Genomic DNA, 15,798 nt, shown 5'->3' on the forward strand with positions numbered 1-15,798 from the left:
GTTGAGCCCGCGAGCACTAACCGATCGAGCCACACACTCATACACTACATCGCATTGGATCCGTGACGCGAGAACGGGTCCGGACGCAAACTGGACTACACGTACACTACGGTCAGACCTACCGGCATTGGTATGATCGCGGTTCGATTCCGCGAGTCGGCGTTAGGCGGCCAGAGCGGCGGGGTTCCTCCCGTACCCATCCCGAACACGGAAGATAAGCCCGCCCGCGTATCGGTAACTACTGGAGTGGGAGACCCTCTGGGAACGCCGATTCGCCGCCCCATTCATACTCCATTTCAGTAATTCAGAGCCACAGGTACCGTCGAGGTGCCTGTGGCTTTCTGTATTTATATTACACTGTGGACGGCGTCGTCACGCCGTACCGCTATGCTTAAACGAACGCAGTAACAACATTCAGACGCGCCAAGGTGGCAGAGTCCGGCCTAACGCAGCGGCCTGCAGAGCCGCCCACCGCCGGTTCAAATCCGGCCCTTGGCTTTCTGTTTCGAACAATTTCGTGAGCGACAGCCACCAATCGACCCTTAGTTCTTTGTTGGTGATTTCGATAGCGACGTCTATTGGTTCGGTCATCGAATCAAACGGACTGTAACCGTCAGGAGACCCTTTGGTCCGGTTGACTGTCCCGAAACTTTCTGCTTAGTTTCAGATTGCTGGTTGGCCTGATCACCGCGAAGTGTCTCTCAGAAAGCGGGCCGGGCGCGATTGTGAACTACGTCCAGAAATACTCGCTACGCTGCGCCTTTCTAGTCTACTTCAAATCGCGCTAGCCGCTTTGCTCCTCGTGTAATTGCTCGGAGCAAAAGCGGGCCGGGCGCGATTTGAACACACGGTCGATCGCTTCCTCGCTCACTCCGTTCGCGAGACTGCGCTCTCCCTGCGTTCAAATCCCGCCGGTTCCGTATTCGTCGCTCACGGATTTGCTCGCGACGAGAAGCGGGCCGGGCGCGATTTGAACACGCGACCGTCTGGTTAAAAGCCAGACGCTCTGCCAGACTGAGCTACCGGCCCTGCAGGTACACCTATCGGTGAGTACTGGTTAAACGTTTTCTTTCGTTCCGACGATACCGACCCGAGTCGTCCCTTCCTGCTCTTTCTCGATCATTCGAGGTACTCTTCGAGTGCGTCGGTGACGATCTCGCCGGGGTGGACGTCGTCGATGGAGGCGCGTCGGCGGAGGTCGCGGTAGGTGGTCGGGGAGAGCGTGAGTTCGAGTTGGCCGAGGGTGACGTCGTAGTCGGCAAGGGCGTGTTCGAGTGGGGTGTCGTCGTTGGTGGCGCTTGCGACGTGTCGGACGTCCCGGACGGTGAGGTCGCCGTCGAGGATGGCCCAGGCGAGGAGGAGTCGGGCTTCGCCGCCGACGCGGGCGATGTGTTTGGCGGCGGTGGGTGCGATTTCGCCGATCGCGACCTGTTTGCGGACGGAGCGTGGGAGGTCGTGGACGCGGGCCCATTTCCGGATGAAGGAGACGGTGACGTCGCTTCCGGCGCGTTCGGCGGCGGCCTTGTAGGAGCCTTCGCCGCGAACGAGTGCGGCGCAGGCGGCGGCGCCGCGGAGCATGAAGAGGTGGTCGTCGCCGTGGCTGTCGGTGGCGAATTCGCGGACGGTTTCGGCGGCTTTCTCGAGGCTGTCGGGGTCGTCGGGATCGAACTGGACGGCTTCGCGTGCGTGGCTGCCGGTGACCGATTCGTCGCCACGGATGACGGGGGTGCCGACGGGTGATTCGCGGTCGGTGGGGACGGGCCTGTTCTGTCCTTGAGTTTGCTTTCGTTCGGGCTCCTCGCGGCCGTCGGAAGAGTTTCCGGGCCGATCGTCAGTCATGAACTTCGGTATGGGCTTTGGAGGCAAAAAGGTCGCTACCGTGGCGAATCTCGCTGTGTACTGGTTTCGCAGTCGGTTTCTTCGTCGGCTTCGGATCGCTTTTCAGCGAGATACTCCCAGATTTCCGTACAGCCTGCGCCCGGTTCGAGGTCTTCGAACCGATCGACCTCGCGACCGCAGTCGTGTCTGTCATCGTCGCCCATAGTGTGGGTTAGCGTTTCGTAGGGATACGTTCTCCAGTGCTCGCAAACGGTGCACCTACTCCGAACTCGAGGAAGGTATTACCGTATACTTCTACGCCCGACATTCGGTTTTCCGTGAAATTCGACGTGCACAGTGAGGGTTGTGACGAGACGGTTTCGAAATTGCTGCTCGCTGTCGTTGTCGCTCTCGACGTCTGCACGTATCGTGATTCGTTCCTGGCGAAAACGTGCCACTGGTCCGATAATGTCCTGTGCGGTGTCCGTCGAATGCAGGAGTGGTCGAGAGCGTAGTTCCAGTCTGTGCCCGGGCAATCACTCGAGTCGGGTCTGAAATCTCTCCCTACGGAATCACTTTCCGTCGCAGGCTCGGCGCTTTTTCTCTCTGCCGGTGAACGTCGGGCTGGAGACATGAGCGTAGACACCATCCAGGACCTGTTCGAGCACGGTCTCGAGGACATCTATCACGCCGAGCACCAGCTACTGGACGCGCTGGCGGATCTCGAGGAGAACACGGAACGTGAGGAGATCGCCAGTGCGTTCGCCGAGCACCGCGAGGAGACCCAGGAGCAGATCGATCGTCTCGAGGAGGTCTTCGAGATGTTCGGTGAGCCACCGGAGAAAGAGGAGTGTGAAGGGATCGAGGGGTTGATCGAGGAGTACGAGGAGTTCACCGGGATGGATCCCGACCAGGAGGTGCTGGACTATCACAACATGGCCGCGGCGGAGAAGACCGAACACTACGAGATCGCAGCCTACGGCAATCTGCTCCCGCTGGCGGACCAGCTCGACATGGGCGAGGCTGCGGACCTGCTCGAGGAGAACCTCCGGGAGGAACAGGACGCACTCGAGAAACTGAAAGGGCTCACCGAGGAGTTCGAGATGGACGCGATCCCGGCGGAGTGATTCCACGGCTGACGACGAGGACACCCAGACGGCGGGACCGACGACGACCATCGACGAGGACGACGAAGACGACGAAGTGGAGGAATGAGTTCTCCCGGAGTCGTCAGCGAACGGTTCTTTTACCGTCGTCCCGTACACGCGAACGTGACAGTCCAGTTCCCGGCGGACCGGAACGACGATCTCTCGATTCGACCGGCGAAGCGTGCGGATCTCCTTGCTGTCGTTCGAATCGAGAACGCGTCGTTTCCCCAGCCCTGGCCGCACGAAGCGTTCGAGCGCTTTCTCGGCGAACCCGGGTTTCTGGTCGCCGTCAGCGACGGAGCGGTCGTCGGCTACGTCGTCGGCGACGTCGTCTCGAACGTCGGCCGACAGCTCGGTCACATCAAAGACGTCGCCGTCCACCCCGATCGTCGCGGAAACGGTGTCGGATCGGCGTTGCTCTCCCGCTCGATCCCCGTCCTCGCGGCACACGGTGCCGACAGCGTCAAACTCGAGGTCAGGGAGTCAAACGACGGGGCGAAACACCTCTATCGGAAGTTCGGATTCGAGCCGCTGCGACGCGTCCCGGACTACTACGACGGCGAGGACGCGATCGTGATGATTCGGAAACTCGAGTAGACGACGAGGACGTTTTACCGTTCGCGACGTACGCTCGAGTATGGGATACGCCTGCCCCGTCTGTGAGGCCGAACAGTCCGACGCGACACATCTCGCGAACCATCTCGCGATTACAGCCTCGCTCGGACGCGAGGACCACGACGAGTGGCTCGCGGAACACGCTCCGGAGTGGAGTGACTGCAGTCCCGAGGAACTGGGTGAGATCGTCGCCGAGTACGCACCCGAGATCGAGACACCGGAGTTCGAGTCGGCACATGGGCACGATCATACTCCCGGCCGTCCCGACTCGCTCGAGGGTGGACTCGCCCGACAGGGCCGTGGGCCCGGCCGTGGATCGTTGACGGCCGAGACCGAGGGCGTCCTCGAGGAGGCCCGGGAGTTGACCAGACGGATGCACGAGGACGACGAAGACGACGCGTAACTGGTAACTCCCTGCCACTGGTACGATCTACTATGCACACAGTCGGGACGTTCGCGCCGTCGTCGGTCGAGGAGGCACGGGAGCAGTTCGAGTCGATCGGCCCCGCGGCCCAGACGGTCGTCCGCGAGGTCGCGAAGGCCATGGAGTTCGACCGCGAGGAGTACGACGACCGCGTGACGGGCGAGGTCGTCGAAACTGCTCGCGACGCCCTCTTTGCGAGTTTGCTCGAGGTACAGGTCGGCACTCGCGAGGAGTACGAGTCCTGGAGCGACGCTTACGACGGCGAGATCACGGAGGTCGGCCACGAACGCGTCGACCACGTCGTCTGGCACGCGGGTCCCGAGGACGAGGCCGTCGCAGCCACGTTCCAGGACGAGGAGGAGGCCGCGGTCGCGACGCTTCGCCGGCAGGCGTTCGGCCGGCTTTACCGGGAGCAACTGTAGTCGCACCGGCTGGCATCGCCATCTATTCGACGCTCGAGGTCACAGCTTTCTCCGATGACGAACCCCGAGGAGTGGACGCACCGCGAGTCGGTCCTCGAGTACGAGACCGACTGGTACGATGGGGGGTACGACCTGGTCGAACAGCCTGACGGCAGCGAGAAACGCTACTACTGGGCGTCGTTACCGCCTGCAGTCGTCGTGGTCGCTCGCGTCGAAGGCGATCTTCTCGCGGACGGTGCCGAGACGGACGGTGGCGACGATCGACTTCTGTTCGTCGAACAGTACCGACCGCCGATCCGCGAAACGCATCTGGAACTCCCAGCCGGCATCGTCGAAGACGGGGAATCCTACACGCAGGCGGCTACGCGCGAACTCGAGGAGGAGACCGGATTTCGTCCCTCGAGTACGGCCTTGCTTCAGGAGTACGCCGTCGCGACCGGCGTTCTCCAGCACGACCGCGGCATCGTCTACGCCGAGGGCCTCGAACCTGGTGAGCGGGAAATGGACAACAACGAGTTCCTCGAGGTGACGACGGTCCCGGTCGAGTCGGCGCTCGAGCGGGCACGGGAACAGCCGGCGAACGATTCGACGATGACGGCGCTGTTGCTGGCGAAAGAAGACGGGTTGCTGTAATTCAGTAGAGACGCTGTATCTCTTCGGTCTCGCGTCGCGAGATGAAACCCTCGATGGCGACGACGTCTCCCTGATCGTCGACGACGCTCTGTCCCTGCTCGCGGACTGGAACGACGTCGCCTCGAGCGGTTTCGATCCGGTACGCGATGTCGAACTCGCGGCGGTCCTCGAGCGCTTCCTGGACGGCGTCCCAGACCGCGTCGCTGTCGTCGTCGTGGATGACGTCGCCGCCGAGCGAGATTTCGCCCGAGACCAGTTGCTCGCTGTCGTAGCCGGTGAGTCGCTTCGTTCCGTCGGAGGCGAAGATGACCGGCCACCCGTCTTCGTTCGCGACGCGGTAGGCCATCCCCGGCAGGTTGTCGACGTACGACGTGAGGTGGGTAACGATCTCGGCCTGTCGGTCGACCAGTGTTCCGGCTTCGTTCATCTCCCCGTTGATCCGGGCTGATCGCTCGTCGACCTGTTCGACGCTGTCTGCGATGGTTTCGACGGTCTGGGCCTGATCGTCGTTGACCGCTGCGACTTCGGTGATACCGCTTGCTGCCTCGTCGACGGTGTCGGTGATGGCCTCGAACCGATCGATGACGTCCTCGAGTTCGTTGCTGGTTTCGCGGAGCAACCGGTCGGTCTGTTCGACTTCCTCGCGGGTCGTGCTTGTCTGTTGCTGGAGTTCCGTGAGCTGATCGGAGATGTCGTCGGCGTGATCGCTGGTTTCGGTGGCGAGTGACTTGACTTCGTTCGCGATGACCGCGAACCCGTCTCCGCCGTCGCCGGTGCGTGCGGCCTCGATCGAGGCGTTCAGCGCGAGCAGGTTCGTCTCGTCTGCAACGTCGCTGATGATCTCGATGACCGCGTCGACCTCCTCCATCTTCGACTCGAGTTCCGCCGTCGCCTCGTCGAGTCGCTGTGCGGAGTCGACGACTTCGGCCATTGTCTGCCAGACCTCCGCGCTGGTTCGATGGCCCGTCTCTGCACTTTCCCGTGCGGTTTCCGCGGCGCTCGACACTTCTTCAGAGCTCGCAGCGACTTCCTCGAGTGACGCGCTCAGATCTTCGATTTCTCGATAGATGTCCGAGAGTTCCTCGCTCTGGACGGTCGTCAGATTGAGCGTTTCTTCGACGTGGTCCTGCAGCTTCGAGACGTGATCGATTGCCTCCGACAGTTCGCCGTGTCCCGCGTTCGCCATATTCCGAAGAGCAACTATACTGCAATAAGGATTTTCGCCAACCTGCCATCGGTTAGTTTTAATAACAGTACGGGCGGCATCGAGTCTCGTCCTGCCGGCTGCAATCAGTGATCGTGATCGTGGCCGTGTCCCGACGACTGGCCCGTATCGCCTGGCTCGCCGCCGTCGCTTGCCGCTCCGATGTCGCCGCCGGCGACCAGCGCGTCGTGGTCGCCCTCGATCATGTCCATGTTCTTCAGGCTGTCTCGTTCCTCGAACTCTTCGACGGCGTGGAGCAGGTCCTCCTGCGTGAGGGTGGTCCGATCCTCGGTCAGTGCCTCGAGGACGGCTTCCCGGAGCACCATCCGGAGGTCGCTGCCGGTCAGCCCTTCGGTCGCCTCGGCGATCATCTGGGGGTCGAACTCCTCGATGTCCATCTGGCGAGTGATGACGCCGAGGATGTCGGCCCGCATGCCGCGGTCGGGTTTCGGGAAGTTGATGATCTCGTCGAAACGCCGCCAGGCGGCGTCGTCTAACTGGTCGGGGTGGTTCGTCGCACCGATCAACAGGACGTCGTCCTCGATTAGCGAGATGTTGTCGATGCTCTTGAGCAAGGTGTTGACGGCTCGCTTGAGTGCAGCGTGTTCGTCGCTGCGTCGCGTCTTGGCGACGAAGTCGAACTCGTCGATGAACAGAATGCACGGAGAGAGCCGTTTCGCGACCTCGAAGGTCTTGTCGACGTTTTTCGCCGTCTCACCCAGGTACTGCGAGGTAATCATCGAGAGTTTGACCTCGACGAACGGCAGGTCCATGTCCTGGGCCAGCGCCTGTGCAGTCGACGTCTTCCCGGTTCCCGGCGGGCCGACGAACAGCAACTTTCCGATCTCGCGTAGGCCGATCTGGGAGAGGTAATCCCGATGTTCGATCGCCTTGGCGATCTTGTCGAGTTCGTTCTCCTGGTCGTCGGTCAACACGAGGTCGTCCAGCGTCGTATCGACCTCCTCGGGAGCGCGAACGTCGACGAGGTCGAGCATCTCCTCGTCTTCCTCCTCGTCGAAATACTCCTCTAACAGGCCGTCGATCCAGACGCGGTCGGCCTGGATGGGTCGATTTTGCTCGCGGGCCGCCTCGTGGCTGACGTCGACGTCGAAATCGTCGTGTTCTTCGAAGTGTTTCGCAAGCGTCGGGTTCTCGAGCAGCCGTTCGTCGTCGACGCGTTCGACGAACCACTCCTCGGCCATGTCCTGCTGGGTGAGCGAGATCGTCCCGGAGAACTCGTCACGCTCGGTAAACATCAGGTCGGAGACGACGCTCCAGGGCTGTTCTACGCCCGTTGCCTCGCGTGCAGTGGTGGTCGTCGCCGAGAGCGGCCGGCTGATCCCGGCGTGTCGAGGGTCGGTCGATTCGCTCCCATCCTCGTCGCTCGCATCGTGGCCGGCTCCAGTCCAGAACACCCGGCGAAACGACGGCGGGAGGTCGTTTTCGTCTAGCGTCCGGTCGTCGGAATATACGCTCGTCGTGAGCAGGAACTCGACGACATCGAGCGCCCCAGTATTCATTCGTTCGACGTACCGTCCACATGGTCTTAACAGCGTCGTCATGACTATCGTATGCGAGCCAGTCGCCCGGTCCGGCGGCCGGGATCAACACAACGACTTTCGTCCATGGGCTCGCAGGCATTCGTATGGACGTACTGATGGGTCTCGGGGGCAGCGACGAATCGATGAAAACGCTCCGGCAGACGATCAGTCGTACCGAGGCGGTCGGCGACGATCTCACGATCGCAGTACTCGACAAGCCGGAGTCGAAACGATCCCAGGAAGAGATGCAAGACGAGGTGGAGACACTCCTCGCGGAGTCCGACGTCGACGCCGAGGTCGTCACCCTCGAGGGCGATCCCGGCAGTTCGCTGGTCGATTACGCCGAACAGGGCGAGTTCGACCAGCTGGTGATCGGCGGCGGCACGCTGAGCCCGATGGGGAAGATCCAGCTCGGCCCGATCACCGAATTCGTTCTGCTGAACGCTCCGACGACCGTCAAACTGGTGCGATAACGATGTCGGGAGCGCGCGTCTACCCGGACGAAGCGGTTGGCTCGTTCCCATCCCCGCCGACGACCTTCGACGACGGGGCGGAACGATCGATCGAGATTCGAGGACCGGACGCGTTCGACGACGTCATAGACGACGTCGTCGCGATGTACGACGCGTTCGATCCCACCGACCGGGCCCAGGGAATCCCACCGACGGGCGAACAGCGCATCCGTAGCTGGCTCGAGACCATCGCAGACGAGAGCATCAACGTCGTCGCACGCCACGGCGAGGACGTGATCGGTCACGCGATGCTCGTCCCCGACGCGGACGAACCGCCGACGATCGAGGACGGAACCGTCGACGACGACGTCGAGTGGGAACTCGCTATCTTCGTCCTTCAGGAGTACCAGCGAGCCGGAATCGGGACGGCGCTGCTCGAGAACCTGCTCGGTCACGCCAGCGACGTCGGTATCACGCACGTCTGGCTCACGGTCGAACGCTGGAACAATTCGGCGATCGCCCTCTACGAACGGGTCGGGTTCGAGGCGACCGGGTCGGAGAGTTTCGAACAGGAGATGGCGATCCTGCTAGACTGACAGTACCGGCTGGCTCGCGTACGAGAGGACGTACTCGGCTGCTTTCTCGAGGACCTCCGCGGAGGGTTCGGTGACCGGCTCTCGTGGGAGGACGATGAAGTCGGCGTCGATCTCGTCGGCAGTGTTGAGGACGACGTTGCCAGGGTGACGGGTCTTGCGGGTCTGGGAGAAGCCGTCGTCGACGGAGGTCGTGAGCGTGACGTCTGCGTCGTCGGCGATCCGACTGACGTCGTCGAAAAACGCCTGGGTCTTCTCGGCGATGTCGTCTTCGTCGACCGTTCCGGCGTCCAGCCCGCGGACGACGCCGCGCCCGAGCACGAACAGGGCGTGAACGTCTGCGTCGTACCGCTCTGCGACGGCGACGGCGTACTCGACGGCGGTGGCGGACTCGTCGCTTCCGTCGACCGGTGCGAGCACGGTATCGACGGAAAACTGCTCGGTGTCGTCCATACGCGGCAGTGTGTCGCGCCGACGCAAAAAAGCTCTCCCCGCCGACCTGAATCTGCTGTCAGGATAAAGCGAACACCACGAAAGCCCCTGACACGCTCGACTCGCTCGACTCGCTGCGCTCCTCACTTCGTTGTGGTGCTTACGTCGTCGTGCTTCCTCGAGCGTGTCAGCCCCTTTCAGTCCCACCCACGATGGCCTGACCAGTCAGCCGACATGGGTGGGACTTTCGTGGTTGTTTCACCGAGCGGGCTAGCTACGGAGACGACTCGAGAAAATACTCGGGCATCGAGCGAGGACGTTTAAGCCACCGGAGGGAGAACTTACGTCTATGTTCGATACGGTCGTGGTTGCCACGGATGGCTCCGAAAGCGTCAAACGGGCCGTCGACGTCTCGCTCGACCTCGCTGCGCGGTTCGACGCCGACGTCCACGCGCTGTCGGTCGTCGACGCCAGCGAAGTCGACGCCTCTCCCGAACAGCTCCGAGAGGAGCTTCGAACCGCCCTCGAGACGACAGCTGACGCTGCGATCGCGACCGTCGAGGACCGCACCGACAGGGAAATCACGACGGCCGTCCGTGAAGGTCGACCCGCAGCCGAAATCTGCGAGTACGCCCGCGAGGTCGACGCCGACGTCGTCGCGACCGGCACCCGTGGTCGCCACGGCGAGAACCGTCTGTTGCTCGGCAGCGTCGCCGAACGTATCGTCCGCACGTCGCCCGTTCCCGTGCTCACGGTGCGACAGCTCGAGCCGACGGGTGGAGACGAGGAAGCCAGCGCCTGACCGAAGCTCTTCATGCGGATTGCTGTAACGATTTATCGGCGCAACTGCGACCCAGGCGGCGGTTACGCCGGAAATGACTTCCAGTAAGCCGTATCAGACCGGCGCTTACTTCCCCCGCCGCCCCCGAACAGGTGACATGTACGACGAACTCATCGACAGCGGCGATCTTCCGCTCGCCCGCAAGTCCGTGCTACCGGGAACCGGCTTCTTCCTTCCCGACACGCTCGAGGAGGACCTCGAGGACGAACAGACTGCAGCGGCACTCGAGGGGGCCGAGGTCGCCGTCGTCGCGGACCCGGACGCGGACGGCCTCGCCTGCGTCGCCCTGTTGCGGGAGGCCTACGACGACGTGCGGGACGTGCCGGAACCCGAGGATGACGAGGAGGAGAGCGACGAAGAGGAACCGTCCCTCGAGGAGATCGAACCGACGCCACACGAGGTCGCACTAATCCCTGCGAGCCCCCACGACGTCGAGGACGCGCTGGCTCGCGTCGCCGAGTACGGGACCGAGGGGATCGATCTCTACGTGTGTGACCTCGCGCCGGACAAGTACGAGTACGTCGAGGACGAACTCGCGGCCGCTCTCGAGACCGCGGAGTCGGTCGCGTGGTACGACCACCACCAGTGGGACGACGACGTCGCCGAGTCGGTTCGAGACGCTGGCGTCGACCTCGTCGTCGGCGACTCGGACGAGGAGTGTTCCGCCGACGTCGTCTACCGGTCGCTCGAGTACGACTTCTCCCCGGTGTACGAGGAACTGGCCGCGGTCACGCGGGATCACGACCTCTGGCTGCGGGAAGACCCACGGAGCGACGACCTCGCGGATTACGCCTACTGGACCGATCCCGCCGAGTACGTCGAGGTCGTCCGCGAGTACGGCGTCGACCTCCCCGACTGGGTTCGCGAGTTCATCGAGGAACGCCGCGTGGAGAAGGAGGCACTGATCGAGCAGGCGGTCACTCGCGCCGAGTTCCGCGAGATCGGTGACTACACGGTCGGCGTCACCTACGGCCGCTGTTCTCAGAACGAGGTCGCCGAGGCGATGCGCGAGCAGGGAGCCGACGCGTCGGTAGTCGTCAAGCCCGCGGGATCGGCCTCCATCCGGGGCACCGACGAGTTCGACCACTGCCACGAGGTCGCGGGGAAGGTAAACGGCGGCGGCCACCCGAAGGCCGCGGGCTGCAAGCCCGACATCTACGACGACATGCTCGATTACGCCACCCACTGGACTTCCCGTGGCGCGGTGGCAAAACAGGTCATTCTGGACGCGTTCCGGGACGTCGTCGAGAACGAGGAGGACGGTGAGAACGAGTCAGAGTCCTAGAATAGCGTAAACGCTACTGATCTCGGAACCACATTGCGATTTCCTGCTGGAACCGATCGATCCACTCGAGATCCTCTTGCAACACGTCGTATACGATATCGTGATCGACGTCACCGTACCGATATGCGAGATGGTTTCGAAAACCGACCGCCTCAGCGAGCTTCGTACCTGTTTCAGCGGAAATGATCCCTGCATCGACGAGCGCTTCGATTTCTTCGCGCGAGGTTTCGGCAGTACCGAGTTCTTCGGTGGCTCGAATATGTCCTGCCAGGTCGATACAGCACTGGATCGCGTTCATCAGTGATCGTTCGACGGCTCGCTGACGGACTATGTCGTCGATATATTCCGCTTTGGAGATCTCTCGCATATCTTTACATTCTTCGTGTACTGGTTGATCAACTCGAGTCGATCGACGACGACGTCCTCGTCTACCATCAGACGTCACCTTCGGCGAGCCGATCGATGAACTCGCGTCGCTGTTGCGTTCGCTGGTCGCTCGAGGCGTCGACGCGCTGCGTAAGTCGGCGCTCGTCTGCCGTTTTGAGATTCCCATCTCCGTACAGGAGCGTCCCGTCCTGAAGTGCGTTCAGTGCGACGGTATCCGGCAGCGCCTCGAGATCGCTGACGTCCACGAACGGTTCGGCGTAGGACTGCAGGGTACTGTCGATCCGATTCCGCTGTCGAAACCGCTCGCGTCGCGAACAGTCCTCGGCGAATCGCACGCAGATGTCGAGATCCGACGCCTCGGTTTCCGATCCGGTCGCGTACGACCCGAACACCACGGCGTAGCGAACATCGGTGTTCTCGAGAACGGATCTGATCCCCTCGAGATCGACGCTAGCGGCTACGTCGTCGCTCGAGACGCGAGCGTCATCTCGCATGGAGTCGAGTACGTCTTACATCGCCTTATATTGTTGTCACCCTTTGTCGCCTATCGAAAGTTTGACCGCCGGAAGCTCGTCCGCCGGTTCGAACCCGAACACCTCGCCGTAGAACGACAGCTCGAGTTCGGACGCTCGCTTCCTCGATTCGGCCTTGCGGAACCCGTGCTGTTCGTCCTCGAAGACCACCAGTTCGTGTGGGACGTCGTTCTTCTCGAGTGCGTCGGCCATGTCTTCGGCTTGCGAGAGCGGGACGACGGGGTCGTCTTCGCCCTGGAGTAACAGGACGGGTGCGTCGATTTCGTCGGCGTGGTGGCTGGCGGATCGCTCGCGGTAGCTCGCTTCGGCCTCGGGGTAGGGGCCGACCAGCTGGTCGAGATACCGCGACTCGAACTTGTGGGTGAGTTCGGCGAGGCGCTCGAGGTCGGCGACGCCGTAGTAGCTCGTTCCGGCGGTAAAGTCGTCGTGGAAGGCCAGTGCCGAGAGGACGACGAAGCCGCCGGCGCTCCCGCCGCTTACCGCCAGTCGGTCCGGATCGACTCGTCCCTCGTCCGCGAGGTGGCGGGCGGCGTCGATACAGTCGGTGACGTCGACGTGCCCCCACTCGTCGTACAGTGCTTCGCGGTACGCCCGGCCGTAGCCCGTCGAGCCGCGGTAGTTGACGTCCGCGAGGGCGAAGCCGCGACTGGTGAAGTACTGGATTCCGAGGTCGAACGCTGGCCCCGTCGAACTCGTGGGGCCGCCGTGGACGGTCACGAGCAGCGGCGGGGTCTCGTCTTCCGGCGGTTCGACGTCGGGGTTCGTCGGCGGATAGACGAACGCGTGGGACTTCGCGCCGTCTCGAGTCTCGTAGGTGACGTGCTCGGGTCTCGAGAGGTAGTCGTCGTCGACGTCGGCGTCGGTTTCCTGGCGAAGCACCTCGTGGTCCCGACCGTCGCCCGGCGACCACCGCACGATACTGGTCGGCGTGGCCGGCCCGCCGGCCGGGACGACGACCGACTCGCCGTCCGTGACGAGCCGCGGCGCGTACGTGGCGGACGGGAGGTCGACGGTCTCGCGGTCGCCGTCCTCGCCCAGAACCTCGAGCGTCTTCTCCCCGTCGCGGGTGACGAGCGTCGCGACGCGGCCGTCCGCGAGGAAGCCGTACGTCGAGAAGCCGAGCAGCCACTGTGGAACGCCGTACTCGGCTTTCTCTTCGCGGTAGGAGACCCACTCGTCGTCCTCGAGTCGGTAGAGGTTCCACCAACCGGTCCGGTCCGAGACGGCGTGAAGCGTCCCGTCGGCTCCCCATTCGGGCTGGAACACAGATTCGGCGGGGCCACCCATGACGACGCGTTCGTTCTCGAGGCCGCCGTCGTTGGCGACATCGGCGACGTGGAGTTCGGTGCCGTCCCACGGCATTCCGGGGTGGTCCCAGGTGAGCCAGGCGAGTCGGTCGCCCTCGGACGAGAGCCGGGGAGCGGCGTAGAAGTCGTGACCCGAGGCGACGATCCGTGGCTCCTCGCTCCCGTCGATAGGTATTCGGGCCAGCGTCGTCACGGGTTCGTCGGCGTCGCCGTCCTCGGCCGCCGCGTCGTGGTTCTCCCGGACGCAGTACAGGTATCCCTCGTCACTCACTTCGAAGTCCGCGTACCGAAGACCCTGCTCGGTCTCGGGTTTCGGGGTGATCGGCTTCGGTTCCTCGCCGATCGACTGTCGGTAGAGTCGCTGGTCGTCGTCTTTCGAGAAGAAGACGACGTCGTTCCGTACCTCGAAGTCGCCGCCACCGTACTCGTGGACGAGCGTTCGGACGTCGACGTCTTCGGGAGTGACGTCCTCGAGTTCGTCACCGTCGCGGCGAACGACGACGCCGCGGCCGCCCTCGTCCGGGCGCTGTTCTCGCCAGTAGACGGTTTCGTCGTCGACAGTCAGGTGGCCGAAGTCGATGCTCCCTTCCGCGACCATCTCCGCCGAGATGGGCGACTGCCACGTTCCGTACGGGGATCGACCCTCGTCGTTTGTTTGCATACCGTACGGTAATCGAGGGTTATCTTGAATATCCCGTAATCTGTCAGAATAGTTATCCACTTCCGATAGTCAGTGGCCATGCCCATCTGATCGCGATCTTCTTCGGAACTGGTGTGGTCACGCAGTCGATTTTCGGTGGCGACCTCGAGCGACTGTGGTCCCAGGTGACGACCTGGTTGGGGGTTTCCTCGGGCTGGTCGCGGTACTGACGCTACTCGTGTTCGTGGCCGATCGAAAAACGCCGGGTGACGGTTACTCCTGGGAGAGGAAGTACCGCATCACGAGCTGGAGCACGTGGACGAAGACACCGGCGACGGCGATGTAGACGCCGATCGTCTGGAGTGCGGTCGAGGCGTTGCGATGATCGCGAACCTGCCAGATCTCGTAGCCGAGTCGGAGCATGAAGCCGAGGAAGATCAGGACGAAGCCGAGCAGCAGGAGGATCGGCAGGACGAACGAGCCGATCGCGATGACGACGACGCCGCCGATGAACGCGAAGTTGGCGAACGTCCCCCAGTGCTCGAAGGTGGCAGAGCGGGCGTAGACGTAGCCGGTGATGATGGCCGTCATAATCGCGGTGACGATGGCCGTGACTCCAAGGATCGCGAGCTGTGACTCGGGCGGAGCGAACCGGAGGACACCGGCGCCGAAGACCCCGAAGGCCAGTTGCAGGATCACCATTCCGGCGAAGGCCGTCCCCATGTCGCCGCCCTTGACGCCGCGCTCGGCGATCAGTTCACCGACGAAGATCGCCGCACCGTAGACGAGCACGCCGAGGATCGGGGCGGCCCCGAACAGGACGTCGTTGACGGCGGCGAGTGGCGTCGCCAGGAAAACGTACATCAACAGGACGTTGATCGCCATCAGGACGCTTGCGCCGCCCATCACTTTTCCTTCCCGACCGGTCAGCGTGAATCGCCCCGTGTCGTGGGACGTTTCGAACGAACTCATTGCCCGAAACTACCCATTCCGTTCTGAAAAGGATGCCGGCAGCGTTGGCGTGGCCCGACCTTACTCGCCGCCGTCGGCATCGCTCGGATTCCACCGATCCGAGTACGCCACCCCACACGAACACTGAGCGTACGCGTGGATAACGTCGCCCTCCGCGTAGATGCCACCGACGTCCTCGTTTTGCTCTTCCGCAAAGGCGAAGACGAACTGGATCTCGTGGTCCTCGGCGTCGTCGCCGGGCGTCTCGGGACAGGTCCCGCCAGCGAGGTCGCCGTCGACGATTCCCTCGAGATCCATCGCCGACCGTGCGAATCCCATCGCCTCGGTACCCGTCGCAGCCTGGAACGCGTTCCGGCCACGTTCGCCGTCGACCACGATCAAGGTGCCGTCGTCGACGCGCTCCCCGAACTCCTCGAGGCGGTCGTCCGAGACGAACGAATCTGCCAGAAAGAGGGCGACGTCGTCGGGCCGGTCGCCGGCGAGAAACTCCTCACGGGCGCGCAAGTCACTCATGACCCGCTGTCGGCCCTCGAGCGGGATAAAAGCCGCGA

Annotated in this window: 19 protein-coding genes, 2 tRNA genes and 1 rRNA gene; 11 read left to right on the forward strand and 11 right to left on the reverse strand. The window is 63.1% G+C overall.

Going from position 1 to position 15,798, the window contains the following annotated elements; all coding sequences use genetic code 11:
• Positions 1-162: 162 nt before the first annotated feature.
• Positions 163-284 (forward strand): 5S ribosomal RNA (gene rrf / locus BLR35_RS17215).
• 138 nt (positions 285-422) lie between these two features.
• Positions 423-498: transfer RNA gene (locus BLR35_RS17220), tRNA-Cys, on the forward strand.
• A 457-nt stretch (positions 499-955) separates the two neighbouring features.
• Here the strand turns inward: BLR35_RS17220 and BLR35_RS17225 are convergent.
• The 3 genes from BLR35_RS17225 to BLR35_RS20820 form a co-directional block, all read right to left on the reverse strand.
• Positions 956-1,029, reverse strand: a tRNA-Lys gene (locus tag BLR35_RS17225).
• 90 nt (positions 1,030-1,119) lie between these two features.
• Positions 1,120-1,839 (reverse strand): DUF7119 family protein, encoded by a 720-nt coding sequence (locus BLR35_RS17230; protein ID WP_090384775.1) that lies wholly within the window; start codon positions 1,837-1,839, stop codon positions 1,120-1,122.
• Positions 1,840-1,874: 35 nt separating this feature from the next.
• The gene (locus tag BLR35_RS20820) at positions 1,875-2,042 is read right to left on the reverse strand and encodes a hypothetical protein (protein ID WP_170831068.1); all 168 of its coding nucleotides are present in this window, start codon (positions 2,040-2,042) and stop codon (positions 1,875-1,877) included.
• 408 nt (positions 2,043-2,450) lie between these two features.
• Here BLR35_RS20820 and BLR35_RS17235 point away from each other — a divergent pair, with 408 nt between their 5' ends.
• The 5 genes from BLR35_RS17235 (at position 2,451) to BLR35_RS17255 (ending at position 5,060) form a co-directional block, all read left to right on the forward strand.
• Positions 2,451-2,945 (forward strand): DUF892 family protein, encoded by a 495-nt coding sequence (locus BLR35_RS17235; RefSeq protein ID WP_090384778.1) that lies wholly within the window; start codon positions 2,451-2,453, stop codon positions 2,943-2,945.
• Positions 2,946-3,089: 144 nt separating this feature from the next.
• A complete protein-coding gene (rimI, locus tag BLR35_RS17240) occupies positions 3,090-3,563 on the forward strand; it encodes a ribosomal protein S18-alanine N-acetyltransferase (RefSeq protein WP_244510270.1) in 474 nt (157 codons plus the stop codon).
• 40 nt (positions 3,564-3,603) lie between these two features.
• Positions 3,604-3,984 (forward strand): DUF5810 domain-containing protein, encoded by a 381-nt coding sequence (locus BLR35_RS17245; protein ID WP_090384784.1) that lies wholly within the window; start codon positions 3,604-3,606, stop codon positions 3,982-3,984.
• Positions 3,985-4,016: 32 nt separating this feature from the next.
• Complete coding sequence (locus BLR35_RS17250; protein WP_090384788.1) at positions 4,017-4,427, forward strand: DUF5809 family protein; 411 nt, start codon at positions 4,017-4,019, stop codon at positions 4,425-4,427.
• A 54-nt stretch (positions 4,428-4,481) separates the two neighbouring features.
• A complete protein-coding gene (locus BLR35_RS17255) occupies positions 4,482-5,060 on the forward strand; it encodes an NUDIX hydrolase (protein ID WP_090384790.1) in 579 nt (192 codons plus the stop codon).
• 1 nt (position 5,061) lies between these two features.
• Here the strand turns inward: BLR35_RS17255 and BLR35_RS17260 are convergent, their stop codons facing one another.
• Together BLR35_RS17260 and BLR35_RS17265 are read right to left on the reverse strand one after the other, a co-directional pair.
• Positions 5,062-6,246 carry a methyl-accepting chemotaxis protein gene (locus tag BLR35_RS17260; RefSeq protein ID WP_090384793.1) on the reverse strand — a complete coding sequence of 395 codons (1,185 nt, stop codon included), beginning with the start codon at positions 6,244-6,246 and terminating at the stop codon, positions 5,062-5,064.
• A 104-nt stretch (positions 6,247-6,350) separates the two neighbouring features.
• A complete protein-coding gene (locus BLR35_RS17265) occupies positions 6,351-7,784 on the reverse strand; it encodes an ATP-binding protein (protein WP_090384796.1) in 1,434 nt (477 codons plus the stop codon).
• A gap of 125 nt (positions 7,785-7,909) precedes the next feature.
• On the opposite strand from BLR35_RS17265, the gene BLR35_RS17270 reads away from it, so the two are divergent.
• Entirely contained in the window at positions 7,910-8,278 is a 369-nt protein-coding gene (locus tag BLR35_RS17270) for a universal stress protein (RefSeq protein ID WP_090384800.1), read from the forward strand.
• Positions 8,279-8,280: 2 nt separating this feature from the next.
• Positions 8,281-8,853 (forward strand): GNAT family N-acetyltransferase, encoded by a 573-nt coding sequence (locus BLR35_RS17275; protein ID WP_090384803.1) that lies wholly within the window; start codon positions 8,281-8,283, stop codon positions 8,851-8,853.
• Here the strand turns inward: BLR35_RS17275 and BLR35_RS17280 are convergent.
• Positions 8,845-9,303 carry a universal stress protein gene (locus BLR35_RS17280; RefSeq protein WP_090384804.1) on the reverse strand — a complete coding sequence of 153 codons (459 nt, stop codon included), beginning with the start codon at positions 9,301-9,303 and terminating at the stop codon, positions 8,845-8,847. The genes BLR35_RS17275 and BLR35_RS17280 overlap by 9 nt on opposite strands.
• Before the next feature lie 328 nt (positions 9,304-9,631).
• Between BLR35_RS17280 and BLR35_RS17285 the strand changes: the two genes are divergently transcribed.
• Together BLR35_RS17285 and BLR35_RS17290 are read left to right on the forward strand one after the other, a co-directional pair.
• Positions 9,632-10,084 carry a universal stress protein gene (locus tag BLR35_RS17285; RefSeq protein WP_090384808.1) on the forward strand — a complete coding sequence of 151 codons (453 nt, stop codon included), beginning with the start codon at positions 9,632-9,634 and terminating at the stop codon, positions 10,082-10,084.
• A gap of 136 nt (positions 10,085-10,220) precedes the next feature.
• Positions 10,221-11,408 carry a DHH family phosphoesterase gene (locus BLR35_RS17290; protein WP_090384810.1) on the forward strand — a complete coding sequence of 396 codons (1,188 nt, stop codon included), beginning with the start codon at positions 10,221-10,223 and terminating at the stop codon, positions 11,406-11,408.
• A gap of 13 nt (positions 11,409-11,421) precedes the next feature.
• Here the strand turns inward: BLR35_RS17290 and hepT are convergent, their stop codons facing one another.
• From hepT to BLR35_RS17315, 5 genes are all read right to left on the reverse strand, one after another.
• The gene (gene hepT / locus BLR35_RS17295) at positions 11,422-11,961 is read right to left on the reverse strand and encodes a type VII toxin-antitoxin system HepT family RNase toxin (RefSeq protein WP_342027645.1); all 540 of its coding nucleotides are present in this window, start codon (positions 11,959-11,961) and stop codon (positions 11,422-11,424) included.
• Positions 11,843-12,289, reverse strand: coding sequence for a type VII toxin-antitoxin system MntA family adenylyltransferase antitoxin (mntA, locus tag BLR35_RS17300; RefSeq protein WP_090384814.1), 447 nt, complete (start codon positions 12,287-12,289; stop codon positions 11,843-11,845). The genes hepT and mntA overlap by 119 nt, the downstream gene beginning before the upstream one ends.
• A 36-nt stretch (positions 12,290-12,325) precedes the next feature.
• On the reverse strand, positions 12,326-14,296 hold the full coding sequence (locus BLR35_RS17305; protein WP_090384816.1) for a S9 family peptidase: 1,971 nt from the start codon (positions 14,294-14,296) through the stop codon (positions 12,326-12,328).
• Between the two features lie 252 nt (positions 14,297-14,548).
• Entirely contained in the window at positions 14,549-15,247 is a 699-nt protein-coding gene (locus BLR35_RS17310; protein WP_090384818.1) for a hypothetical protein, read from the reverse strand.
• A gap of 60 nt (positions 15,248-15,307) precedes the next feature.
• Positions 15,308-15,760: a DUF5807 family protein gene (locus tag BLR35_RS17315; RefSeq protein WP_090384821.1), complete on the reverse strand. Its 453-nt coding sequence runs from the start codon at positions 15,758-15,760 to the stop codon at positions 15,308-15,310.
• Positions 15,761-15,798 lie beyond the last annotated feature (38 nt).

The sequence above is a fragment of the Natronobacterium texcoconense genome (assembly GCF_900104065.1).
In the GTDB taxonomy this organism is placed as follows: domain Archaea; phylum Halobacteriota; class Halobacteria; order Halobacteriales; family Natrialbaceae; genus Natronobacterium; species Natronobacterium texcoconense.